Source organism: Candidatus Paceibacterota bacterium, from assembly GCA_041663045.1.
In the GTDB taxonomy this organism is placed as follows: Bacteria; Patescibacteriota; Minisyncoccia; order Phycocordibacterales; family GWA1-40-21; genus Bog-1340.
Map to the genome: position 1 here is coordinate 65,681 of JBAZRH010000001.1, position 22,616 is coordinate 88,296.

A 22,616-nucleotide genomic window follows, 5' to 3' on the forward strand; every position below is an offset into this window, starting at 1 on the left:
TAACAAACCGATTAAATAGATAAAAACGTAAATAAGAACGCGACCGCGCTCTTATTTACGTTTTTATATTAGTGTAGAATTCTGTTTTTGTTATAATAAACACATGGGTGTGTTAGAGAAAGAAATAAAAATCAAGACCAGAAATACAAAAATCAAGAAAGCTGTTTTACAATCGATTGCTACTGCTGGAATATTGGGAGTTGCCCTAGTTGCTCCAAATGTCCTTAAATTATTTAGAATTAAAAATAATAATGATAAAAAGATATATATCAATTCAGTCGTAAGTAAGTTAACAAAGAGTGGATTCTTAGAAAGAGGTAAAAATGGTATATCTTTGACCAAGAAAGGGGAAAGAGAACTAGAAAAGATTGAGTCTAGGGATTATAAAATTCAAAAACCAAAGAAGTGGGATGGTAAGTGGAGAATTCTGATATTTGATATAAGTGAGACGAAAAAATATACGAGAGACAGCATAAGAAGGACATTGATGATGATCGGTTTTATAAAATTACAGAATAGTGTTTGGGTTTTCCCTTACGATTGTGAGGATTTGATAACCTTATTAAAGGTTGATCTGATGATAGGGAAGGACATGCTTTATATTATAGCCGACAAGATAGAACACGATTCTGTTTTGAAAAGTAGATTTGGTTTGGACTGATGACGTAAATAAGAACGCGACCGCGTTCTTATTTACGTGTTGGGTAGGGTTAAGTTAAGATAATGAAAGATATGAAAGTTAAAAATAAGATAAAATATATTGTCGGAATTGATGAGGTGGGTAGGGGACCCTTGGCAGGCCCCGTGGCCGTATGTGCTTTTAAAATGCCAATGGATTTTAAGGTGATTGGCTTTGGACCATTGAAGGATTCCAAGAAATTGACGGCACAAAAGAGAGAAGATATTTCTTTAAAATTGGGAATATTGAAAAAAGCAAAAAAAGTAGACTACTCGGTTTGTTATGAAAGTGCGAGGAAAATAGATAAAGTGGGGATAAGTATGGCGATTAAAAATTGCATCGCAAAAGCTTTAAAAAATATCAAAGCAAAATCAGACGAATGTATGGTGCTTTTGGACGGCGCGCTTCGCGCGCCGTCCCATTTCTCTCTCCAAAAAACCATTATAAAAGGTGATGAAAAAGAAAGGGTGATAGCTTTTGCTTCTATCGTGGCAAAAGTCTCTCGAGATGCTCTGATGTGTCGTTTGGCAAAAAAATACCCTAAATATGGTTTCGAAATTCATAAAGGGTATGGAACACAAAAACATTGCAAAGCGATAAAAAAGCACGGCCTTTCCAAAGAACACAGAAAATGTTTTTGCAAAAACTTTATCTAAGATTATAATGAGGTTTCCATTATTTGATTTTTTTATCAAATAGTGTATACTCTTTTTACTATGGTAAATCGAATGAGACATAACAGGTCCCAGAGAGGGAGCACTAGGTCGCATCATTTTCTGAAAGCAATACCCTCGACCAAATGCCCAGACTGTGGAACCGTCATAACAAGACATCGTGCTTGTTCAAATTGCGGAAAATATAAAGGTAGAAAAGTGATTAACCTTGAAGTTAAAGCATTGAAAAAGCAAAAGAAGTCAGAGAAAAAGGCCTAGGCGAAAAGCCAGCCTTTTCTTTTGGGTGATATCTTGTTATACTTTCCCTAGTAGTTTAAAAGCCAAATATGTCAAACAGGCACCTCGCAAGATCAATAGTTCTTCAAACCATTTTTGAGTGGGATTTTAGGAATCTTTCTAGAGAGGACGCTTTGGTTTCTCTTATAAAAAATAATAAAGAGTTTGGTGAGGGTGATCCGGATACCTCTTTTATGGACAATCTTTTAAAAGGTGTAATAGACAAAAAAGGCGAGCTCGATAACATTATTATCAAAGCGGCACCAGATTGGCCCATAGACAAAATCTCTCTTGTTGATAGAAATATTCTGCGAATTGGGCTTTATGAGCTTCTCTTTTCTGATAGGAAAGAAGTACCGGCAAAAGTAGCTATAAATGAGGCGATAGAACTTGCTAAATCTTACAGTGGGGAAAAAAGCGGAGGTTTTATTAACGGTGTTTTAGGGACTATTTATAAAGAGATCGGTGAGCCAGGCAAAGATGAAGTCTCTAAAAAAAAACATAATCGAGATATACCATTTGAAAAGATGCCGATAAGAAGACTTGTTGGTGCCGTTATATATACCAGAAGAAATGATGAGATTTTTTTTGCTTTTGTACACGATGTCTTCGGTAGGTGGACATTGTCCAAAGGCAGACTTGAAAATGGTGAAGATGCTAAACTCGGAGTAAAGAGAGAAATAAAAGCAGAGCTTGGTATAGACATAGATGTAGAAGATCAACTTCAAAACAATGAATATGTCGCTAATCATCCAGAAGACGGTAAAATTCGCAAACAAGTCACTTATTTTCTTGCAAAATCTGAGATGAAAGATTTGAAACTTGGTGATAGTGGGGGCCTTGATGATGCGAAATGGTTTAAACTTCAAGACATTCAAAATCTAAATTTCTATGATGACATCTTGCCAATTATCACAAAGGCGATTACTATACTTGGGATGAGATCAAGATAATTTACCTGTCCAAAGATGAAGCCAGATTTTACAAAATTTGAAGAAGCTATAGGGATAACCTTTAAAAACAAAGCGCTTTTGCGACAAGCTTTTACTCATAGATCATATCTTAATGAACATAGAGATACAGAACTTGTACATAATGAACGTTTAGAATTTTTAGGTGATGCTGTCCTTGAGCTTATTGTCACGGAATATCTTTATGAAAAATATCCAGATGAAACAGAGGGTGCCCTTACTTCATATCGTTCAGCTCTTGTAAAAGCCGAGACTTTGTCCGAAGCTGCATCAAAGATCGGTATGAATGACTTTCTTTTACTTTCAAAAGGTGAGGCAAAAGATGTGGGTCGAGCAAGACAAATTATTCTTGCGAATACTATCGAGGCCTTTATCGGCGCAGTTTTCTTGGACCAAGGATATGACATGGCAAAATACTTTATATCCAGAAATATTTTCTTTTTGACAGAAAAGATTATTGAAGACAAAAAATGGATAGATGCAAAGAGTGAATTCCAAGAACTCGCGCAGGAGCATGAGGGTTCTACCCCATCCTATAAAACCATAAGAGAGGAAGGCCCAGATCACGACAAAAATTTTACAGTAGGTGTGTATTTGGATAGAGAAAAGATTGCTGAAGGGAAGGGTAGATCTAAACAAGAAGCCGAGCAAGAATCTGCAAGAAAAGCTCTTGAAGCAAAAGGTTGGGCGTAATTGGAATACTGAAAAAAAGGGCGTCCCCCACCTGCGCGCAGGTGGGGGACGCCCTTTTTTTCATCTGCCTAATCTGATAGAATATCCTCAATGTATCTTAAGTCGATAGAGATTTCCGGTTTCAAATCGTTTGCAAAAAAAAGCGTATTAGATTTTAATACGCCCATTTCTGCTATTGTCGGGCCAAACGGTTCGGGCAAGTCCAATGTCGCCGAAGCATTTCGTTTTGTATTGGGTGAGCAATCTATCAAATCTCTTCGAGGTAAAAGAGCTGAAGATCTTATTTTTAATGGCGGAAAAGATGCGGCTCGTGCCAACCGTGCATCGGTTAAACTTACCTTCAACAATATTCAGAGAATTTTAAATATCGATTTTGATGAGGTTGCCATAGAGCGTGTCGTTCACAGAGATTCTTCAAGTGAATATCTTATAAACGGCAGTCCTGTACGTCTCAAAGATATTATTGAGCTTCTCGCCGGCGCGCATATCGGAGCTTCGGGGCATCATATTATCTCTCAAGGCGAGGCGGACAAGATTTTGAATGCAAATACAAAAGAAAAGAGAGAAATAATAGAAGAAGCACTTGGTTTAAAAATCTATCAATATAAAAAAGAAGAAAGCGCGCGCAAACTTGAAAAGACGGAAGAAAATATCAAGCAAGTAGAATCTTTGCGAAGAGAAATCGCTCCTCATATTAAATTTTTGAAAAAGCAGGTTGAGAAAATTGAGAAAGCCGTGGAGATGAAAGAAAGCCTGACAAAGATGTACCATGAATATTTCCGCAGGGAGGAAGAGTATATAAATTTTGAGAAGAAAAGTATTACAGCCGAGAAACATCCTTTGATGCAGAAAATGCATACACTCGAGCATGATTTGAGAATTGCAAAAGAGACTCTGGCAAAATCCGAGAGTAAAGATCATAAGAGCGAGAAAGTGATGAAAATAGAGGGAGAGATCAAAGAAGCGAGAATTTCAAAAGACACCCTTACCAGAAATATCGGAAGAATAGAGGGAGAAATCGCTTCTCTTTTGAGAATTCTGAAAAAACAAAATGAAGCTAGTACTTCAGCGTCTAATAAAACAGTAGCACTTTCTCAAGTGGAAAGCGTGGCAAAGCAAATCGATATTGAAATAGATGGTATTGCGGAAAGCGCCGACATTTCGAATATAAGAAATATCCTCCGAATGATAAAAAAGATTTTACGCGATTTTATAGACAGAAATAAAGAAAGTGAAAATAAAGAAGCCGTGGCGGATATAGAAAGCGATATAAAAAAGCTTGAGACCGAAAAGAAAGGTTTTGAAGAGAAAATCGCAAATGCCGGGAAACTTGAAGCCGAACTTTCGGAGCAGTATTCATTCCTCAAAAATGAAATAGAAAAAGAAAGAGATTCAAACAGAGATGCTGAAAAGGCGATGTTCAGAATTGTCGCCGAGCAAAATGAAATCCGTGGAGCGCTTTCTATGATAGAAAATAGGGAAGCGAGACTGAAGACAAATGAAGAGGATTTCAAAAGGGAATTGCAAGAAGGTTCAATACTCGTCGGGGTTTTGGCCTTGCGTTATAAAGATTTTTGGCCGACAAATGCTTCTGGTGCGGTGATTTCTCTTGAAGAAATGGTCAAAGAGCCGAGAAATATGCAGGAAGACAGACGCCGAGCTCTGGAGAAAATAAAAATCCGCCTTGAAGACGCCGGTGTTGCTGGTGGAGATGAAGTGATGAAAGAGTTTAAAGAAACTTCCGAAAGAGACACCTTCCTCGGCAAAGAGCTTGAAGATTTATTCAAATCATCTGAATCCTTGAAGGCACTTATAAAAGAACTTGATGAAAAGCTTACGAGCGAATTCAAATCCGGTGTTTCGAAAATAAATACTCAATTCCAAGAATTCTTCTCGGCTATGTTTGGCGGGGGGACAGCTTCGCTTTCTATTGTAAAAGAAAAGAAGAAAAGAAGAGTGGATACAGATTTACCGATAGGCGAAGATATGGATGCGGATTTTAAAGAAGAAGAGGAAGAGCAAGAAGGTTTGGAAATAGAAGTAAATTTACCGAGAAAGAAGATAAAGGGTTTGATGATGCTCTCTGGTGGAGAAAGAGCACTCACTTCTATTGCGTTACTCTTTGCCATATCACAGGTCAATCCGCCACCGTTTATTATTCTTGATGAAACAGACGCGGCACTTGATGAAGCCAATTCTCGAAAATATGGCGATATGATTTCCAATCTTTCAAAATATTCCCAGCTCATTCTTATCACGCACAATAGAGAAACAATGTCCCGTGCAGGAGTTATCTACGGGGTCACTATGGGTGCCGACGGCGTGTCCCGTTTGCTTTCAATACAGTTTGAGGAGGCAGTCGCGGTCGCGAAATAGGCTCACTCAGATTTATAAAATATTTCCACGGGTCCTGTCGACCTATTCTTTTTGAAAAGCACGGAAAATTTCCTGCTGGGAATTTTCCTCGTGTCCGTCGTCAGCCACTCCTCCCAAGTCTTTTCAAAAAGAATAGGTCGCCACCCCTAGCAGAAATATTTTATAAACCCTCGCTCGCTGACGACTATTACGAATGAAATCTTGACTTTATACTCACCGAGAGTAATATCAAATTTAGATCGAACAAAAGGAGATAAAATGGAAACATTAGAGCCAGAAGTTGGATATAGAGTCGTTTTCTCGCCAGAATTGACTAAGAGCGAATCGCGCTTCCGAGCGTTTTGTCACATGTTTGGTGTCATGGACCATAAAATAACGGGTGTAGACAAAAAGGAAAGAAAAATCAGTATTTTTATCAGGCCTTGGACATATTGGTTGTCCCTTGATGATGTTGTCGTATTGCCTCCATGATAGTATTTCGGCAAAGGCCACAAGCCACCAGCTATGGTGGCTTTTTCTATTAAAGGCCAAATAATGTTAATCGATATTTAGCTTAAGCGAGCAAGACTGGCAATTTTCGAGCATTAAAGATTTGTTTAGAAAGATCTCCGGTATTACAAGAGGGTCTTTTAGATTAACTTACTATCTCATAATCCATCGTCCTTCTGTCGAGATCGGCGCCGATAAGTTTGATTTTTATTTTCTGTCCAAGGACGAAAGTCTTTTTTGTTTTTTCACCGACTATTCTGTATTTTTTTGCATCCAAGACATAATAGTCGTCACCAAGTGAAGAAAGCTTTATCATTCCTTCGGCGCGTGTTGCAGAATCTTCGGCATAAATGCCCCATTCGGTGACGCCGGTGATAGTGCCGAGGAATGTCTGTCCGATTTTATTCTGCATAAATTCAATTTGCTTGTATTTCTTGCCTTCGCGTTCGGCTTCCGAAGCTTTGATTTCTTGATCGGTGCTTCTTCTTGCCGCATTTTCATAAAATACCCAATCTCTTTCGGCGACTTTCTCCCCGGTAAGTATTTTTTGTAGTAATCTGTGAACAAGTAAGTCCGGATACCTTCTGATAGGGGAGGTGAAATGCGCATAATATTCAAAAGCCAAACCAAAGTGTCCGATATTTTTTACGGAATAAATCGCTTTTGCCATCGAGCGTATAGCAGCAGTTTTTACCAGACCTTCTTCAGCCTTGCCTTCCACTTGGGCAAAAAGTGCCTGCATATCTTTGCCTGTAACAGAACCATTTTTACCGATAAATAATTCGTGGCCGAGAGCTTTTACAAATATTGCAAGTTCAGCGATTCTTTCTTTGTCTGGAAAATCGTGAATACGATAAGGGAGGGGGACAGAGTGACCGGTCTTTTTCTCATATTTATAAACAAATTCTGCTACCTCTCTATTTGCAAGAAGCATAAATTCTTCAACGAGTTTATGAGTATCCAGCCTTTCTTTTTTATAAATTCTTATCGGGAATCCTTTTTCATCAAGTTCAAAAGCCACTTCATCTTGTTCGAAGTCTATTGCACCTTTTTGTGCTTTTTCTTTTCGCATTATTTTTGCAAGTCTATTTAGCTCGGCTAGCTCATCATGGTATTTTGCAGTTTTGTCATTTATTGCTTCCTGCGCGCTTTCATAAGTAAATCTCTTTGCCGATTTTATTACGGACTTTCCGAATTTTCTCGAAAGAACCTTTGCTTTTTTGTCGATTTCAAAAATTGCAGAGAAGGCGAGCTTTTCCTCATTTTCATTCAAACTACAAAGATTATCGGAGAGCTCAAATGGAAGCATTGGTATTGTTCTGTCTGGAAGATACACCGAGCAACCTCTTTTTAGCGCCTCTTTATCAAGTTCGCTTCTTTCGCGGACATAATGTGAGACATCCGCAATATGCACGCCGATTTCATAATTACCATTTGAAAGCGCTTTAAATGATATGGCATCGTCGAAATCTTTTGCTGTTTTCGGGTCTATTGTAAAGGTCAGAGTATTTCTAAGATCAATTCTTTTGGCGATTTCTTCTTTCGAAACAGTTTTATTATTTTGAAAAATATTATTTGCCTCTGTTTCAACCTTTTCTGCAAAACCTATTTCAAAACCTCTGTCCAAAACCACGGAATACATTTCGGTTGTATTTTCGCCTTTTCTTCCGATAATTTCTAGCACTTCACCTTCAGATAGATTCGGCAGATTTTTCCATTTTGTGATTTTTACTAATACTTTGTCCCCTTTGACAGCACTATCCAGCTTTTCTTTTGGTATAAGAATATTAAGTTTGATTTTCCTGTCATCCGGAATAGCAAAATCACCGTCTGCGGCGGAATCTATGGTACCTACAAATATCTTTTTATTTCTCTCAAGGACTTTCGTGACTTCGCCCATAGGTGATCCGGAAATCGTCTTTCCGAATACATTTACTTCCACCTTATCTTGCGCCATCGCCGTGTTGAGTGAGCGTGTGGATATTTCTACTTCAAGAGCGCCTTGGTCTGATAGGAAATAAGCGACGTTGCCACGGACAGCCTTAATGGTGCCGAGCATTATCTTGCCTTTTGATTTTTGTCTATTTTTTGAGGAGAATTTCGATTTATTATCCTTTCGGTCAAATTTCCCACCATTTCTCTTTTCTTTCATTGTCGGTGTATTCTAACAGAAAAGAAGTGTTTTGTATACTTTTTGTTTTGTTTAAAAATTTGTTATAAATAGAGAGGATAAGACAAAGGAGATCCGAGATGATATTTACAGATGTTCCTAACAGAATGTTCTTTTCGTGCAGACTAAATGGAAATGAGGAAAAGACGATTTGTTTCAAGTCAAACAATGAAACGGTGTTTGGGGTGTATGCTGATCATCACCCATACCCTCATTTTAAACATGTGGATGTTGATCAAGTGACGGCTGTCTTTGAGGTTTTTGAGCAACATCTCACATGAACTTTTGGTCAGATCAAATGAACTTTGCGTCACTAGGCAACGCAAAGTTCATTTTTTTATTTGACTTTTTTGTGAACTTTGTTAGTATACCACTCATGTTAATAATTAGATTACAAAGGGTAGGAAGGGTACACGAACCGACTTTTCGTATTGTTTTGACGGATTCTAAATTTGGTCCAAAGAGCGGAAAGCCAACGGAAATTTTGGGTTCATACGATCCAAGAGAAGGTAAGGGCAAAACTCAAGTAGATGCTGAAAAGGCAAAATACTGGATTTCAAAAGGTGCCCAACTTTCAGAAACTATACACAATATTTTCGTTGATTTGAAAATCGTTTCCGGAAAGAAAATAAATGTATTGCCAAAGAATAAAATTATAAATGCCAAGAAGGCGGAGGAAGCGAAGAAAGCCGAAGAGGCAGCAAAAAATGCTCCAAAGGCAGAGCCAGCTCCGGCGCCCGCCCCAGCAACAGAAGCTCCGAAAGTATAAAAAAGTCCAAAACAAAAAACCGTCTTGCAGGCGGTTTTTTGTTATGATAATATTATGGCAGGCAGTATTTAATAATTTACCGGTCGAATTACTGCAAGAAAAACAGAATTTTAAAGAAACAGAAAACAATGATGGAAAATGATGCAAAGTTTTTGGATTTCGTTGTTAAGGCCTTAGTTGATTCTCCGGACAAAGTAAAGATTGTAAGGACAGTCGACGAAATGGGTGTATTACTAACTCTCACCGTGGACAATGTCGATATGGGCAAAGTCATCGGGAGATCAGGCAATACAGCCAAGGCAATCAGGACACTTTTGAGAGTTGTAGGAATGAAGAATAACTCAAGAGTAAACTTGAAGATAAACGAACCAGAAGGAAGTACTAGACCAGAAGTCGGAGCAATAAGAACAGAGTCAAAAGCTTCAAAGACAGTAGATGAAGCGATGGCTGATCTAAAGTTATAATTTAAGTGAATACAAAAACAAGGCCGCGCCCGAAGGGCGCGGCCTTGTTTTTGTATAAAGCACCATTTGCCATTCACTAGCAGAAGTGGTATCGTTCTACACAGATTACAAAGAGGAGACAGATTATGAATGTAGATACAAGTCAAAAAGATTGTGGTTGTGCTGGACATAACGCGCACAAAAAACATATTTCACCAGTCGCCGAAGTTACTGAATCTCAAAAAAATCGGGTGGTCGAGGGATCACCTAAGTCAACCGGTATATGTTTCAATCATATTGGGAATGGTTCTTTGGCTACGGAAAGACGACGACGAGGGATTTTCACTTGATGTCAATCCTCTAAGTCGGGGAGAGGGGTAAAAACCCTCTCCTGTTTTTTTATTTGTTATTTCCTGGAAAATATTGTATTGTCATATAATAATATATGATCAATTTCCATATAATCACATTGTTTCCCGAATCCTTCAGCTCATATTTAAATGAGTCTATTTTGGCGCGGGCGATAAAAAATAGAATTTTGAAAGTAAACTTCTATAATCCCCGTGATTTTGTAAAAGTCGGTGCTTCACAAAAAGGCAAGAAAAATCCGTATAAAAGAGTAGACGATATTCCATATGGCGGAGGTCCTGGTATGGTAATGCAGGCAATGCCGGTTATTAAGGCTATTGAAAAAGTTTTAAAGAAAATAAGAAAAAACAACCCCAGTACCACAAGCTCGAGTACTCGCTTGGCTACGGGGCCTCGCTCGAAAAGAAATGTAAAAATAGTTTTCTTGTCACCAGGAGGTAATCAGTTTACTACTGGCTATGCCAAAATTGTCGCTCGGAAATATTCAGACATCATAATAATTTCTGGCAGATATGAAGGTATAGACGAGAGAGTGAATAAAATATTTAAGACGGACAAAATTTCGGTAGGAGATTTTGTCCTGACCGGCGGGGAATTGCCAGCGATGATTATTATGGATTGTATGTCAAGACAAATAGACGGCGTACTCGGCAATAAAGCTTCACTTGAAGAAGAAAGGATTTCAAGCTCTGAAGTTTACACCCGCCCAGAAATTTTGGAATATAAAGGCAAAAGATATCGTGTTCCCAAAGTCCTACTTTCCGGCAATCACAAGAAAATAGATGAATGGCGTTCTAGTAGGAAATAATTTTTCTATGTTAGAATATCTCCATGACTCAAAAAGAAGCGCTTGAAATTTTGAAGATGGGATACAACTGCTATATCACTGGTGCTGCCGGAAGCGGTAAGACGCACGTTTTGAATGAATATATAAATTTCCTAAAATCAAAAGGTGTGGAAGTCGGTATTACAGCATCGACAGGTATCGCCGCGACACATATGGGAGGTACCACCATTCACTCTTGGTCCGGGCTTGGTATAAAAGACGAAATCACTGAATATGATCTCGAAGATTTGGAAAGCAAGAAATATATTTATGATAGATTCAAAGAGACGAAAGTTTTAATCATTGATGAAATCTCAATGCTTCATCATTTTCGTTTGGATTTGGTGGAAAGAATCGCCAGACATTTGAAGAGAAATGATTTGCCTTTCGGTGGAATGCAAGTAGTGCTTTGCGGAGATTTCTTTCAGCTCCCACCAGTTTTTCGCTTGGGCGAAAAAGAAGCTCACTTTTCGTATCGCTCTGAGACTTGGAAAAAACTTAATTTAAAAATTTGTTATTTGGAAGAACAACATAGACAGAAAGATCAGGATTTTCTAGGTGTATTAAATGATATTCGCAGTGGAAGAGTCGGTGCGATTTCTATGAAGCATTTAAATGACAGGCATGGTAAAGATCCAGAGACGAAAATAGAATCGACGAAGCTCCATACACATAATATAGATGTAGATAAAATAAATGAAATTGAATTGGGAAAATTGAAAGGAGAATTTTTCGTTTTCAATATGGAAGATAAAGGCAAGAAACCACTAGTCGAATCTTTGAAAAAAAGTTGTCTTGCTCCGGGGACACTTCGTCTCAAAATCGGTGCGAGGGTTATGTTTGTAAAAAATAATTTTGATGCCGGCTATGCCAATGGTTCGCTTGGTAGGGTAGTGTCTTGCGATTATTCTGGTCCCAAAGTTATGCTTACAAATGGTAAAGTCATAAATGTCGAAAAAGCTAAATGGATGATTGAGGAAGAGGGGAAAATAAAAGCACAGCTTGAACAATATCCTTTACGACTCGCTTGGGCCATCACTGTGCATAAAAGCCAAGGTATGAGTTTGGACTCTGTAGAGGTTGATCTCTCGAAATCTTTTGAAAGGGGAATGGGTTATGTGGCGCTTTCTCGTGTCAGATCACTTGCCGGATTAAAAATAACAGGTATCAATCAAAATGCTTTGGAAGTGAGGGAGGATATTATTGAATTTGATAAAGAATTGAGAAAATTATCGGAGAGAGATCAAAGATGGCTCATGGTGCAGGATAAAAGCGATATTGAGAAAAAGCAGAAAGAATTTTTGGCAAAAGTTGCACCGATCGGAGGAGCGACAAAGCTTGCAAAAAAGCGCAGAGTCAGTGCCCAAGATAAAACAAAGTCCGCGCTTGAAGAAGGTTTTACAATATCTGAAATAGCAAAGACGAGGGGGATTACGAAAGAGACTGTTATTTCAAATATAGAAAAGATTTTGGACAAAGAGCCGGATTTTGATATTTCAAAATTGAAAGATGAAATAGACAATTCAAAATTTAAGAAAATCTATATGATGTTTAAAAATCTATACGGAGAAAATAGGGATTTACTGCTTGCACCGGTGAAGAATAAGCTTGGTGCCGGATTTACTTATGAAGATTTACGAATTGTGAGATTATTTGTGAGGAAGTCTTTATAAAACCTTAGAATCTCGATGAGACGAAGAGTCTTGACTTATTTATGCGAAGTGGTAGGGTTATTTTAGATTTGTAAAAGAGAAAATAATAAACCAAACGGAGGGTAAGATGAATAAGCAAGGTTGTGATGGAAAAGGTGGTTGCGGGTGTGGAATAAGTAAGGAGAAAGATCATAGCAATATGATCTGCTTCAAGAGGGTATTTTGCCAGATGAAGCATGGCATTACTACTTCTACCTGTGATGCTATCGGTAAGTGTAATCACAGGCATCGGTCCACAGATCATTGTGCCAGTAGCGCTGATTACGATACGGCCATTGCTTTCCTGGTCAGCAATCGGAGGATAAGGAGAGGAAAGGCCAGCGATATCTTGGATACCATGTCTGCCCTCGGATATCTCAATATATGTGTCGTGAAAAAAGTGAAAAAGGTGATTTTTCTGCAGTAAACAAAATATCTGCAGAAACAGCCCGCTTGCAATGTCGCAAGCGGGTTTTATTTTATGATATAATTTAATGATGAAGAACAAAACAAGCCTGATAATCATTTTGGTGTTAGTTGTCTTGATGATATTTTTTGTGTACCAGAACTTTAATATAAAAAAATACAAAGTCTTCAAAATAGGCAGTCCGATAGAGAGTCCAATAATCGTCGGTGGAGATAGAGATGTTCACGGATGTATCGGGAGCGCGGGATATTCTTGGTGTGAGGCAAGCAGTAAATGTTTAAGAATCTGGGAAGAAAAATGCGAGTCTAGTTCCATAAATACGAATCCGGTGGGGGATATGAGTGACAAGATTATTATAAAATCGTCACAGGATTGCGCTATGAGTAGCGGAGTATGGTATTCAGGTGAGAGTCTTTGTGAAATAAATTCTCTTTCAGAATCACAATGTATTGCTAAAGGAGGTCTGTGGAACGGTTGTGCTTCACCATGCAGACATGACCCAAAAGCCCAAGTCTGCATTATGATGTGTGCCCTTACCTGCACTTTTAGATAGTTAGATTAATGTGGATAACCCAATCTTTGACTTTTAAACCGATTTCGGCTATTATGTACCTAGCTTAATTTGAATGAGTTGCGGGCGTAAGCGCCAAATAATGTAAGTAAGAAAATATCTTGCTTAGAAAAATAAGATAGACAAAAAAGAGGAATGAGAAGAAACCTTAGGGGAAAGGTGTCTTTTTGTTGTTTTTGTGTCTAAAAATCGTCCTTATTTTTCTCGGTGTGATTTTTTTTGAAAGATATTAATAATTTATTAGTTTAGTTTTTAATAGAAAACAGAAAATGCAAAAAGCCGCGAATATTTTGATAGACGGAGTGATGGGTGGAAAACTTGAGAAGAAGTATTTTAAGAAGTTCAAAGAACCTCTTATAAAGATCCCAAATCTTGTGGATCATCAGGTGAAGTCATATCAATGGCTTCTTAAAGATGGATTCATGGATATTTTCAAAGAATTCTCCCCGATAAAAGATTATGCAGACAAAAAGTTTGAATTATCTTTTACTGATTTTGAAATAGTTACTCCAAAGTATGATGAGTATTATGCAAAAGATAAGAAAATTTCTTTTGAAGCTCAGCTTAAAGGAAAGGTAAAGCTAAAAAACAAAACTCTTGGCACCATAAAAGAGCAAGAGATTTTCCTTTCCGATGTTCCTCTTATGACTGGTCACGGGACATTTATAATTAACGGTATTGAAAGGGTTATTGTCCCGCAACTTGCAAGATCCTTCGGCATTTTCTTTACACTCAATGACGCAAAAGGAAAGAATCTTTTTGGAGCAAAAGTTATACCATCAAGGGGCGCTTGGATAGAAATAGAATCAGAATCTGACGGTGCAATATATGTAAAAATAGATAAAAAGAGAAAGTTTGCGATTTCTTCTCTTTTAAGGGTGTTTGGTGTAAAGACAGACAAAGAAATTCTCGATCTTTTTAAGGGTGATGAATTAACAACAAAGGTTATTGAAACAACCCTTCTGAAAGACCACGCAAAGACACAGGACGATTCATATTTGGAGATTTATAAGAGATTAAGAGACGGCGACCTTGCAGCCATCGATAATGCTAGAGAATTTGTTAAATCTATTTTTTCTCCAGAACGATATGATATTTCTAAAGTCGGAAGATTTAAATTCAATAAGAGATTCAGTAAGCCGATGGATGAAAAATCTTTGGAACAAAAAGCTATTACAATAGATGATTTGGTATGTACAATTAAAAAGATTACGGAGTTAAACAATGATCCTGAAGCTATTGAAGATGATATTGATCATTTAGGTTCAAGAAGGGTTAGATTTGTTGGAGAACTTTTGCAAGCAAAGGTGAGAGTCGGTATGGCACAGATGAAGAGAAATATTCAGGATAGAATGTCTACAATAGATCCGGATATTACCATGCCCGTGCAATTTATTTCTGCAAGACCTTTACAAGCAAGAATAAAAGAATTCTTCACTACAAACCAGCTTTCGCAGTTTATGCAACAGACAAATATTCTCGAAGAAATCGAACATTTGAGAACACTGTCAGCTCTTGGTCCAGGAGGTCTTACAAGAGAGCGTGCTGGTTTTGAGGTTAGAGACGTTCACCCTTCACACTATGGAAGAGTTTGTCCTATACACACACCAGAGGGCCAGAATATCGGTCTTATTTTGAGACTTTCGACATATGCAAGGGTTAATGATTTTGGAATGATAGAAACACCCTATGCAAAAGTAAAGGCCGGCGTTATCACCGATGAAATCAGATTCTTTAATGCCCTTGAGGAAGAGAACTTTAAAATTGCTCACGGGGCTACTCATTATGATGAAAAGGGAAAGATTACAGATAGTGAGGTTGAGGTTCGTGTTACTGGTGTCCCAACACTTGTTAAGAGGGAAGAAGTAGACTATATAGATGTGTCTGCAAATCAAGCTTTTTCTATTGCAACATCTATGATTCCTTTTCTAAACCACGACGATTCAAGCAGAGCGCTTATGGGATCAAACATGCAAAAACAAGCAGTGCCTTGTGTGGTACCGGAAGCACCATTAGTCGCTACGGGCATTGAAGGTGAAGCTGCGAAATATACTGGCAGAGTTATTTTTGCTGAAGAAGAAGGTATAGTCAGTGGAGTAGATGCTTCAAAAATCTATGTAAAAGGTACAAAGAGTGGAAAAGAAAAAGAATATAAGCTTGTAAGTTTTTCAAGAACAAACGGTTTTACTCCTTTCCACCAGAGACCGAGTGTCAACCTTGGGCAGAAAGTTAAGAAAGGTGATTTACTCGCTGACACATCTTCATCAGTCAATGGTGAAATGGCTATTGGTCAAAATGCGCTTGTCGCGTTTATGACTTGGAGCGGATCCAACTACGAAGACGCTATTATTATTTCGGAAAGATTGGTTAAAAATAGCAAATTCTCATCGGTACACATTGAAGAGTTTATCGTAAATGTCCGTGATACAAAACTTGGTCCTGAAGTTACCACGCACGATATTCCAAATGTTGGCGAAGCTAAACTTAAAAATTTGGATGAAGAAGGTATTATTAGGGTTGGTGCGGAAGTGATGACTGGCGACATACTTGTCGGTAAAATCACGCCAAAGGGTGAAACACAACTCACTCCGGAAGAGAGACTTTTGAGGTCCATTTTCGGTGAAAAGGCTCGTGATGTAAAAGATACTTCGAAGAGACTTGAATCCGGAAAGAGAGGGAGAATTATTTCCGTAAAAGTTTTCTCAAGAGAAAATGGAAATAAACTTGAATCAGGTATTATAAAGAGAATTCACATTGAGATAGCACAACTCAGAAATATTTCGGTTGGAGACAAACTCGCCGGAAGACACGGAAACAAAGGTGTTATTTCTAGAATTTTGCCTGTGGAAGACATGCCTTATATGGAAGATGGTACACCTGTGGATATTATTCTCACACCGCTTGGTGTTCCTTCTCGTATGAACTTGGGACAGATTCTTGAGGTACATCTTGGACTTGCTGCAAATACACTAAACTATCAAGCAGTTGTCCCTCCATTTATGGGAGCTACGGATACAGAGATAAAAGAAGAGCTTGTAAAAGCTGGATATAAACCAAGTGGAAAGATGAAGCTTTTTGACGGTAGAAATGGTCAATCATTTGAACAAGATATTTCTGTCGGATATATGTATATCCTGAAATTGCACCACGAGGTTGAAGACAAGATACATATGAGATCTATTGGTCCATACTCCATGATCACACAGCAACCTTTAGGAGGAAGAGCACAGGGAGGAGGTCAGAGATTTGGAGAAATGGAAGTCTGGGCGCTTCTTGGATATGGCGCGGCCTATACTTTGAGAGAAATGCTCACAATCAAATCAGACGATATTGTAGGAAGATCGGCGGCATTCGATTCAATCGTGAAAGGAGAGAGGATTAAACAGCCAAACTTGCCGGCCTCATTTAATGTTTTGTTGAATAGCTTGAGGGGTCTGGGTCTTGATGTCGAACTCAAGAAAGAAAAATTAGAAGATAATGATGATAATGCATAATTCCCAAAATAATAACTAAAATAAAAATATGAGAAATACAAAATCATCAACATCGGATCAAAACTTCAATACAGTATCCTTAAGAGTCGCTTCACCGGAAAGAATCGCAGAGTGGTCCTTCGGTGAAATCACAAAGCCGGAGACAATCAACTACAGAACACAAAGATCAGAAAGAGGTGGACTTTTTGACGAAAAGATATTCGGTCCGGACAAGGACTATGAATGTTATTGCGGAAAATATAGAGGTATCAGATACAAAGGTATCGTCTGCGAAAAATGCGGAGTTGAAATCACAAGATCAATAGTGAGACGCGAGAGAATGGGACATATTGAGCTCGCTACGCCAGTTTCCCATATCTGGTTTTTGAGAGGGACACCTTCAAGACTCGGTCTTATCATGGGCATGACAGTTACCGATCTTGAAAAGGTTATTTACTTTGCAGGTTATATTGTCACAAAGACAGTTGAGTCAGAAAGAGAGAGAATTTTGAAAGAAATCGACAATGAATTTAAGAATAAAGTAAAAACAGTTGGAGACGACAAAACCAAAGAAGCTCTAAAGGAAATGGCAACAAATGCCAAGAAAGAAGTAGAAAGTATTCAAAGTGGAAAAGTATTGGATGAGGTTCTATTCCACAAGTTTTCTATTAAATATGGGGCGATGTTTGAAGCCGGTATTGGAGGTGAGGTTATCTATGAAATTTTAAAGAAAGTTGATTTAGCAGATCTTGTTAAAAAGGTTCAAACCAGTCTTGAAAAAGCAAATACTGTTGATAGAGAAAAATTGAATAAGAGATTGAGCCTACTTAAATCAATGATAGCGGCAAAGGTACGACCAGAGTGGATGTTCTTCACGAAAATCCCTGTCATTCCTCCTGCACTCCGTCCGATGGTTCCTCTTGATGGAGGAAGATTTGCTACATCAGATGTAAACGATCTCTATAGAAGAGTTATAAATAGAAATAATCGTTTACTCAAACTAAAAGAGATTAGTGCACCAGAAGTTATCTTAAGAAATGAAAAAAGAATTCTTCAGGAAGCTGTAGATGCTCTTATAGACAATTCTATAAGACACGGTAACTCACTATTTTCAGCTTTGGGAAGCGCAGCGCAAAAGAGACCTTTAAAATCTCTTGCGGACAATCTTAAAGGAAAGAGAGGCTTGTTTAGATCAAACCTTCTCGGTAAGCGTGTAGACTATTCTGGAAGATCGGTTATTGTTGTCGGCCCGGAGCTACACCTAGATCAATGCGGATTGCCAAAACACATGGCACTTGAGCTCTTCAGACCGTTTGTCATCTCGGAACTTTTGAAAAAAGAGCTGGCTTACAATATAAGAGGAGCCGGCAGACTTATAGACGACGGTGTACCTGAAGTCTGGGCTATCCTTGAAGATGTTATCAAAGGAAAGTATGTACTTTTAAACAGAGCTCCTACTTTGCACAGACTTGGTATTCAGGCATTTAGGCCTATTCTTATAGAAGGAAATGCTATTCAGGTGCACCCGCTTGTATGTACTGCTTTCAATGCCGATTTTGACGGTGACCAGATGGCTGTTCACGTTCCGCTTGGCGAAGAAGCTCAGGCTGAAGCTAGAGATATTATGGCAGCAGACAAAAATATTTTGAAACCTGGAAACGGCGACCCGACAATATCCGCGAAACTTTTGGACATTGTCCTTGGATGTTACTGGATGACCAAGATTATTCCTGGAGAAAAAGGGGATGGTAAATATTTCTCATCACCAAATTCAGGTATCACAGCATATGATCTTGGAATAGTTGGCTTTAGATCTAAAGTTATGATTTTGCCGACAGAGAAAGCAAAATATGCCCAGTTTGAAAACAAACCGTTTGAAACTTCTGTAGGAAGACTTTTGTTTAATACTGTTTTGCCTAGCTCATACCCGTATGTCAACAAAGAGATTGACAAGAAGACAATGTCAAAAATTATTGATGACCTTATCATTCAAAATGGTCCAGAAAATATCGCTCCTATAATGGACAAGATAAAGAATTTTGGATTCAAATATGCCACTTATTCAGGTATTACCTGGGGTCTTGATGATATTCAGATTCCGAAAGAAAAGCCCGCTATTGTTAAGGTTGCTAAAGGTAAATCTGCAGAAGTTTTAGAGCAATTCAACGAGGGTTTGCTTACGGAAGAGGAGAGAGTTATGAAAAATGTTGAGATCTGGCAGGCCGCAAAAGGTGAACTTGAAAAGCTTATCCCGGCAGCACTTGATCAGAATGGTTCAGTATATGATATGTGGAAATCTGGTGCTAGAGGATCACTTGGATCTCTTACACAGATGGCTGGTATGAAAGGTTTGATTCAAAACACTGTAGGTGAGACTATTGAGTTCCCAGTTATCAGTTCTACAAAAGAAGGACTTACTCCTATCGAATACTTCATCACTACACACGGTTCAAGAAAAGGTCTTACAGACACCGCACTTAACACTGCAAAAGCAGGATATCTTACGAGAAGACTCTTTGATGTCGCTCAAGATATTATAATCACAGAAGAAGATTGTGGAACAAAAGAACATATTGTCATAGACAGAAATAGCGGAGCGGAAACAGGTGCTTCTATTGCGAAAAACATTAGAGGAAGAGTTTTGGCACAAGATGTTGTCGGTAAAGATGGAAAGGTAATGTTCAAGAAAGGATACCTTTTGACCAAAAATGACGCTCAAAAGATAGATCAAGCAGAGATAGAAAAGATTCACGTCAGATCTCCTTTGACCTGCAAAACCTTGCACGGAATTTGTGAAGAGTGTTATGGTATGGATCTTGGAAAGAGCGCTCTTGTAGATATTGGAGAAGCTGTCGGAACAATCGCTGCTCAAGCTATCGGTGAGCCGGGTACACAGCTTACTATGAGAACATTCCATGCGGGAGGCACGGCTTCTGTTGGCGGAGATATTACTTCAGGTTTACCTCGTGTTGAAGAAATCTTTGAAAAAAGAAGACCAAAAAATCCTGCAGTAGTTGCTACTGTTTCAGGTACTGTCACTTCAGTTAAGGATTTTGGAAAAGAGAAAATAATTACAGTCATGGCTGATATAGAGGACAAAGGTAAATCAAAGAAAACGGGTGAAATTGAATACACATTTAATCCAAAGAGAATGGCTCTTGTAAAAGTCGGCGATAAGGTTACAAAAGGTCAGCTTCTCACAGACGGTTCTGCAGATATCGATGAAATATTTGAATTTGCCGGAAGAGAAAAAGCGATGGAATATATTATCAGTGAAGTTAGCAAGCCGTATGAGCTTCAGGGTGAGGCCGTGGCAAGAAAACACATTGAGATTATTGTTAAACAAATGTTCTCAAAGAAATATGTTTCAAAACAAGGGAGTTCAAATTACTGTGTCGGCGATACTATAGATGAGCTAGACTTGGTTGTTGAAAATAAGAACGCAAAATCAAAAGACAAAGAAGAAATAGAAGCAGAATCGGTGGTTATGGGAATTACAGAAGCATCACTTTCAAGAAGAAGCTTCCTTTCGGCTGCTTCATTCCAGCATACAGTAAGAATTCTTATTAATGCTGCTGTAAGAGGAAATAGAGATGAACTAAAGGGATTAAAAGAAAATGTTATTATCGGAAGAGTTATTCCAGCGGGTACTGGTTTCAAAGGAAGCAAGAAACATGAGATAATAGATGAGGTTCAAAAACAATTCGCAGAGGATTCCTTTTTTAGTGAGTAGTGAATAGGGCGGATTTTGCGGAGCAAAATCCGCCCTCTCCCGGCAGTTTCTCCAAATTTGTTTATTAGTTTAATCAAGCCTAAAACATTTTGACTACAAAATGTTCGGCGAACAAACAAATGAATTCAAAAAAAGGCTTCGTAATTCCTCTCCTCGTCGCAATCATTGCAATTCTTGCAATTGGTGGCGGTTATTACTATACAAGAAACAGTGTTCTAATTAATTATTAAATGTCATCATCCGTAGAGAAAATAAAAGAAAGATTGAATATTGAGGATGTTGTCGGCTCATACATTAAACTGGAAAGAGCCGGAAACAATCTCAAGGCTAAGTGTCCATTTCATAATGAAAAGACGCCGTCTTTCTTCGTATCTCCGGAGAGAAGTTCGTATTACTGTTTTGGCTGTGGAGCGAAAGGAGATATATTTTCCTTTGTGCAGAATTTTGAAGGACTAGATTTTGTTGGTGCATTGAAGATTCTTGCCGAAAGGGCGGGTATAGAGCTTGAAAAATTTGCAACACCGAAAGATGATAAAAAAACCAGACTTTATACATTACTTGAAGCTACTACTTTATTCTTGCAGAAAAATCTAGCTAGTGAAGAAATCCCACTTGAATATTTGAAAAAAAGGGGACTCACCGACAAGACAATAAAAGATTGGCGCATCGGATATGTTCGAGATGAATGGCGTTCTATTTATGATCATTTGAAATCAAAAGGTTTTTCGGATGATGAAATGTTGCGCGCAGGTATGGTAAAGACAGAAAATAATAGTACTTATGATAGATTCCGTGGGAGAATAATGTTCCCAATCTTTGACAGTGCAGGTAGGGTGATAGCTTTTTCCGGAAGAATACTTCATGATGACGGCAAGTCGGCAAAATATTTGAATAGTCCGCAAACGGAAATTTTTGACAAATCAAAAACGCTTTACGGTTTTGACAGAGCCAAGCAAGCGATAAGGAAATTTGATTTCTCGGTTCTTGTGGAAGGGCAGATGGATTTGCTAATGGCTCATCAGGCGGGTTTTGCAAATACTGTAGCATCTTCTGGTACAGCTCTTACAGCCGAACATTTGAAGCTTCTGAAAAGGATTTCCAATAGAGTAATAATGTCATTTGATTCCGACAATGCCGGAGCAAAGGCATCCGAGCGAGGGTGGATGCTTTCACTTGCAACAGGTATGGAAGTAAAAGTTGCTGCAATTCCGAAAGGTTTTGATCCGGCCGACTTGATTTTGAAAGACAAGGAAGAATTCAAGAAAGTTTTGAAAGATGCGGTTCATATTATTGATTTTATTTTAGACAGAGCGATTGTCGAAAATCCTGATAAGAGAAAGGCTGGGCTTGTCATAAAGAGTAGGGCCTTACCGTATCTTTCGCTTCTCGAAAGTAATATGGAAAAGTCGCATTATGTGAAAAGTATCAGTGACAAAACCAGTATAAAAGAAGACGCGATCTGGGAAGATTTAAAAAATATAAAGTTGGATAGCGAATATGAAGTTAAAGCGGAAGTCATTGGGGCCAAAGAGGATAAAAAGGTCGGCATCCTCAAGGCTGGAACGGTGGAGAGAAGTTTAGGTGCCATTATAGCTTTGGAGGAATCATCTTCAAAAAAGCTTATTGATCCGAAAAGTTTGAGAGGAAAAGTGGAAGAAGCTCTCGGTAAAGAAAAATACAAAGAGTTCTCTGATGAACTTTTTAAACTTTCTAGTGAGCTTGCCTTTGAAGCGGAAAGTTATTATGGCGAGACGGATGCAGAAAAATTTAATAAAGAGACGGAATACCTCTTGCTAAACTTGCAAGAAGAAAATTTGAAAAAAGAATTGGCGGATCTTATGTCTGAAATGAAAGTCGCCGAGAACGCCAAAGAGTCGGACAAAGCAATTTCGCTTTTAAAGCGGTGTGACGATATTACGAAGTTGTTACATAAAATAAAGACGGAGAAAAACAAAAAGTTTAAGTAAATATTATTAGTTATAAATC

Annotated in this window: 16 protein-coding genes; 14 read left to right on the plus strand and 2 right to left on the minus strand. The window is 38.3% G+C overall.

The genetic code is table 11. The annotated features are described in order from the left end of the window. Positions 1-109: 109 nt before the first annotated feature. The 5 genes from WC631_00320 to WC631_00340 all read left to right on the plus strand — a co-directional run bounded on the left by WC631_00320 (position 110) and on the right by WC631_00340 (position 5,669). Positions 110-661, plus strand: coding sequence for a hypothetical protein (locus WC631_00320; protein ID MFA6226918.1), 552 nt, complete (start codon positions 110-112; stop codon positions 659-661). Between the two features lie 71 nt (positions 662-732). Further along, positions 733-1,335 carry a ribonuclease HII gene (locus tag WC631_00325; protein ID MFA6226919.1) on the plus strand — a complete coding sequence of 201 codons (603 nt, stop codon included), beginning with the start codon at positions 733-735 and terminating at the stop codon, positions 1,333-1,335. 344 nt (positions 1,336-1,679) lie between these two features. Continuing rightward, positions 1,680-2,582, plus strand: a complete 903-nt coding sequence (nusB, locus tag WC631_00330) for a transcription antitermination factor NusB (GenBank protein ID MFA6226920.1) — start codon at positions 1,680-1,682, stop codon at positions 2,580-2,582. 15 nt (positions 2,583-2,597) lie between these two features. Further along, a complete protein-coding gene (gene rnc / locus WC631_00335) occupies positions 2,598-3,293 on the plus strand; it encodes a ribonuclease III (GenBank protein ID MFA6226921.1) in 696 nt (231 codons plus the stop codon). 90 nt (positions 3,294-3,383) lie between these two features. Next, the gene (locus tag WC631_00340) at positions 3,384-5,669 is read left to right on the plus strand and encodes a hypothetical protein (GenBank protein MFA6226922.1); all 2,286 of its coding nucleotides are present in this window, start codon (positions 3,384-3,386) and stop codon (positions 5,667-5,669) included. A gap of 634 nt (positions 5,670-6,303) precedes the next feature. Here the strand turns inward: WC631_00340 and rnr are convergent. Continuing rightward, positions 6,304-8,310, minus strand: coding sequence for a ribonuclease R (gene rnr / locus WC631_00345; protein ID MFA6226923.1), 2,007 nt, complete (start codon positions 8,308-8,310; stop codon positions 6,304-6,306). Positions 8,311-8,408: 98 nt separating this feature from the next. On the opposite strand from rnr, the gene WC631_00350 reads away from it, so the two are divergent. From WC631_00350 to WC631_00370, 5 genes are all read left to right on the plus strand, one after another. Next, positions 8,409-8,609, plus strand: coding sequence for a hypothetical protein (locus WC631_00350; GenBank protein MFA6226924.1), 201 nt, complete (start codon positions 8,409-8,411; stop codon positions 8,607-8,609). A 95-nt stretch (positions 8,610-8,704) separates the two neighbouring features. Beyond that, positions 8,705-9,097: a 30S ribosomal protein S16 gene (gene rpsP, locus WC631_00355; GenBank protein MFA6226925.1), complete on the plus strand. Its 393-nt coding sequence runs from the start codon at positions 8,705-8,707 to the stop codon at positions 9,095-9,097. 128 nt (positions 9,098-9,225) lie between these two features. Next, a complete protein-coding gene (locus WC631_00360) occupies positions 9,226-9,561 on the plus strand; it encodes a KH domain-containing protein (protein MFA6226926.1) in 336 nt (111 codons plus the stop codon). A 424-nt stretch (positions 9,562-9,985) separates the two neighbouring features. Further along, the gene (gene trmD, locus WC631_00365) at positions 9,986-10,717 is read left to right on the plus strand and encodes a tRNA (guanosine(37)-N1)-methyltransferase TrmD (GenBank protein ID MFA6226927.1); all 732 of its coding nucleotides are present in this window, start codon (positions 9,986-9,988) and stop codon (positions 10,715-10,717) included. A 23-nt stretch (positions 10,718-10,740) separates the two neighbouring features. Continuing rightward, positions 10,741-12,408, plus strand: coding sequence for an AAA family ATPase (locus WC631_00370; GenBank protein MFA6226928.1), 1,668 nt, complete (start codon positions 10,741-10,743; stop codon positions 12,406-12,408). 4 nt (positions 12,409-12,412) lie between these two features. Here the strand turns inward: WC631_00370 and WC631_00375 are convergent, their stop codons facing one another. Continuing rightward, entirely contained in the window at positions 12,413-12,952 is a 540-nt protein-coding gene (locus WC631_00375) for a hypothetical protein (protein MFA6226929.1), read from the minus strand. On the opposite strand from WC631_00375, the gene WC631_00380 reads away from it, so the two are divergent. From WC631_00380 to dnaG, 4 genes are all read left to right on the plus strand, one after another. After that, complete coding sequence (locus WC631_00380; GenBank protein MFA6226930.1) at positions 12,924-13,406, plus strand: hypothetical protein; 483 nt, start codon at positions 12,924-12,926, stop codon at positions 13,404-13,406. The genes WC631_00375 and WC631_00380 overlap by 29 nt on opposite strands. Before the next feature lie 287 nt (positions 13,407-13,693). Beyond that, positions 13,694-16,918: a DNA-directed RNA polymerase subunit beta gene (locus WC631_00385; GenBank protein ID MFA6226931.1), complete on the plus strand. Its 3,225-nt coding sequence runs from the start codon at positions 13,694-13,696 to the stop codon at positions 16,916-16,918. 28 nt (positions 16,919-16,946) lie between these two features. Then, positions 16,947-20,630 carry a DNA-directed RNA polymerase subunit beta' gene (rpoC, locus tag WC631_00390; GenBank protein MFA6226932.1) on the plus strand — a complete coding sequence of 1,228 codons (3,684 nt, stop codon included), beginning with the start codon at positions 16,947-16,949 and terminating at the stop codon, positions 20,628-20,630. A gap of 230 nt (positions 20,631-20,860) precedes the next feature. Next, positions 20,861-22,597 (plus strand): DNA primase, encoded by a 1,737-nt coding sequence (gene dnaG, locus WC631_00395; GenBank protein ID MFA6226933.1) that lies wholly within the window; start codon positions 20,861-20,863, stop codon positions 22,595-22,597. Positions 22,598-22,616 lie beyond the last annotated feature (19 nt).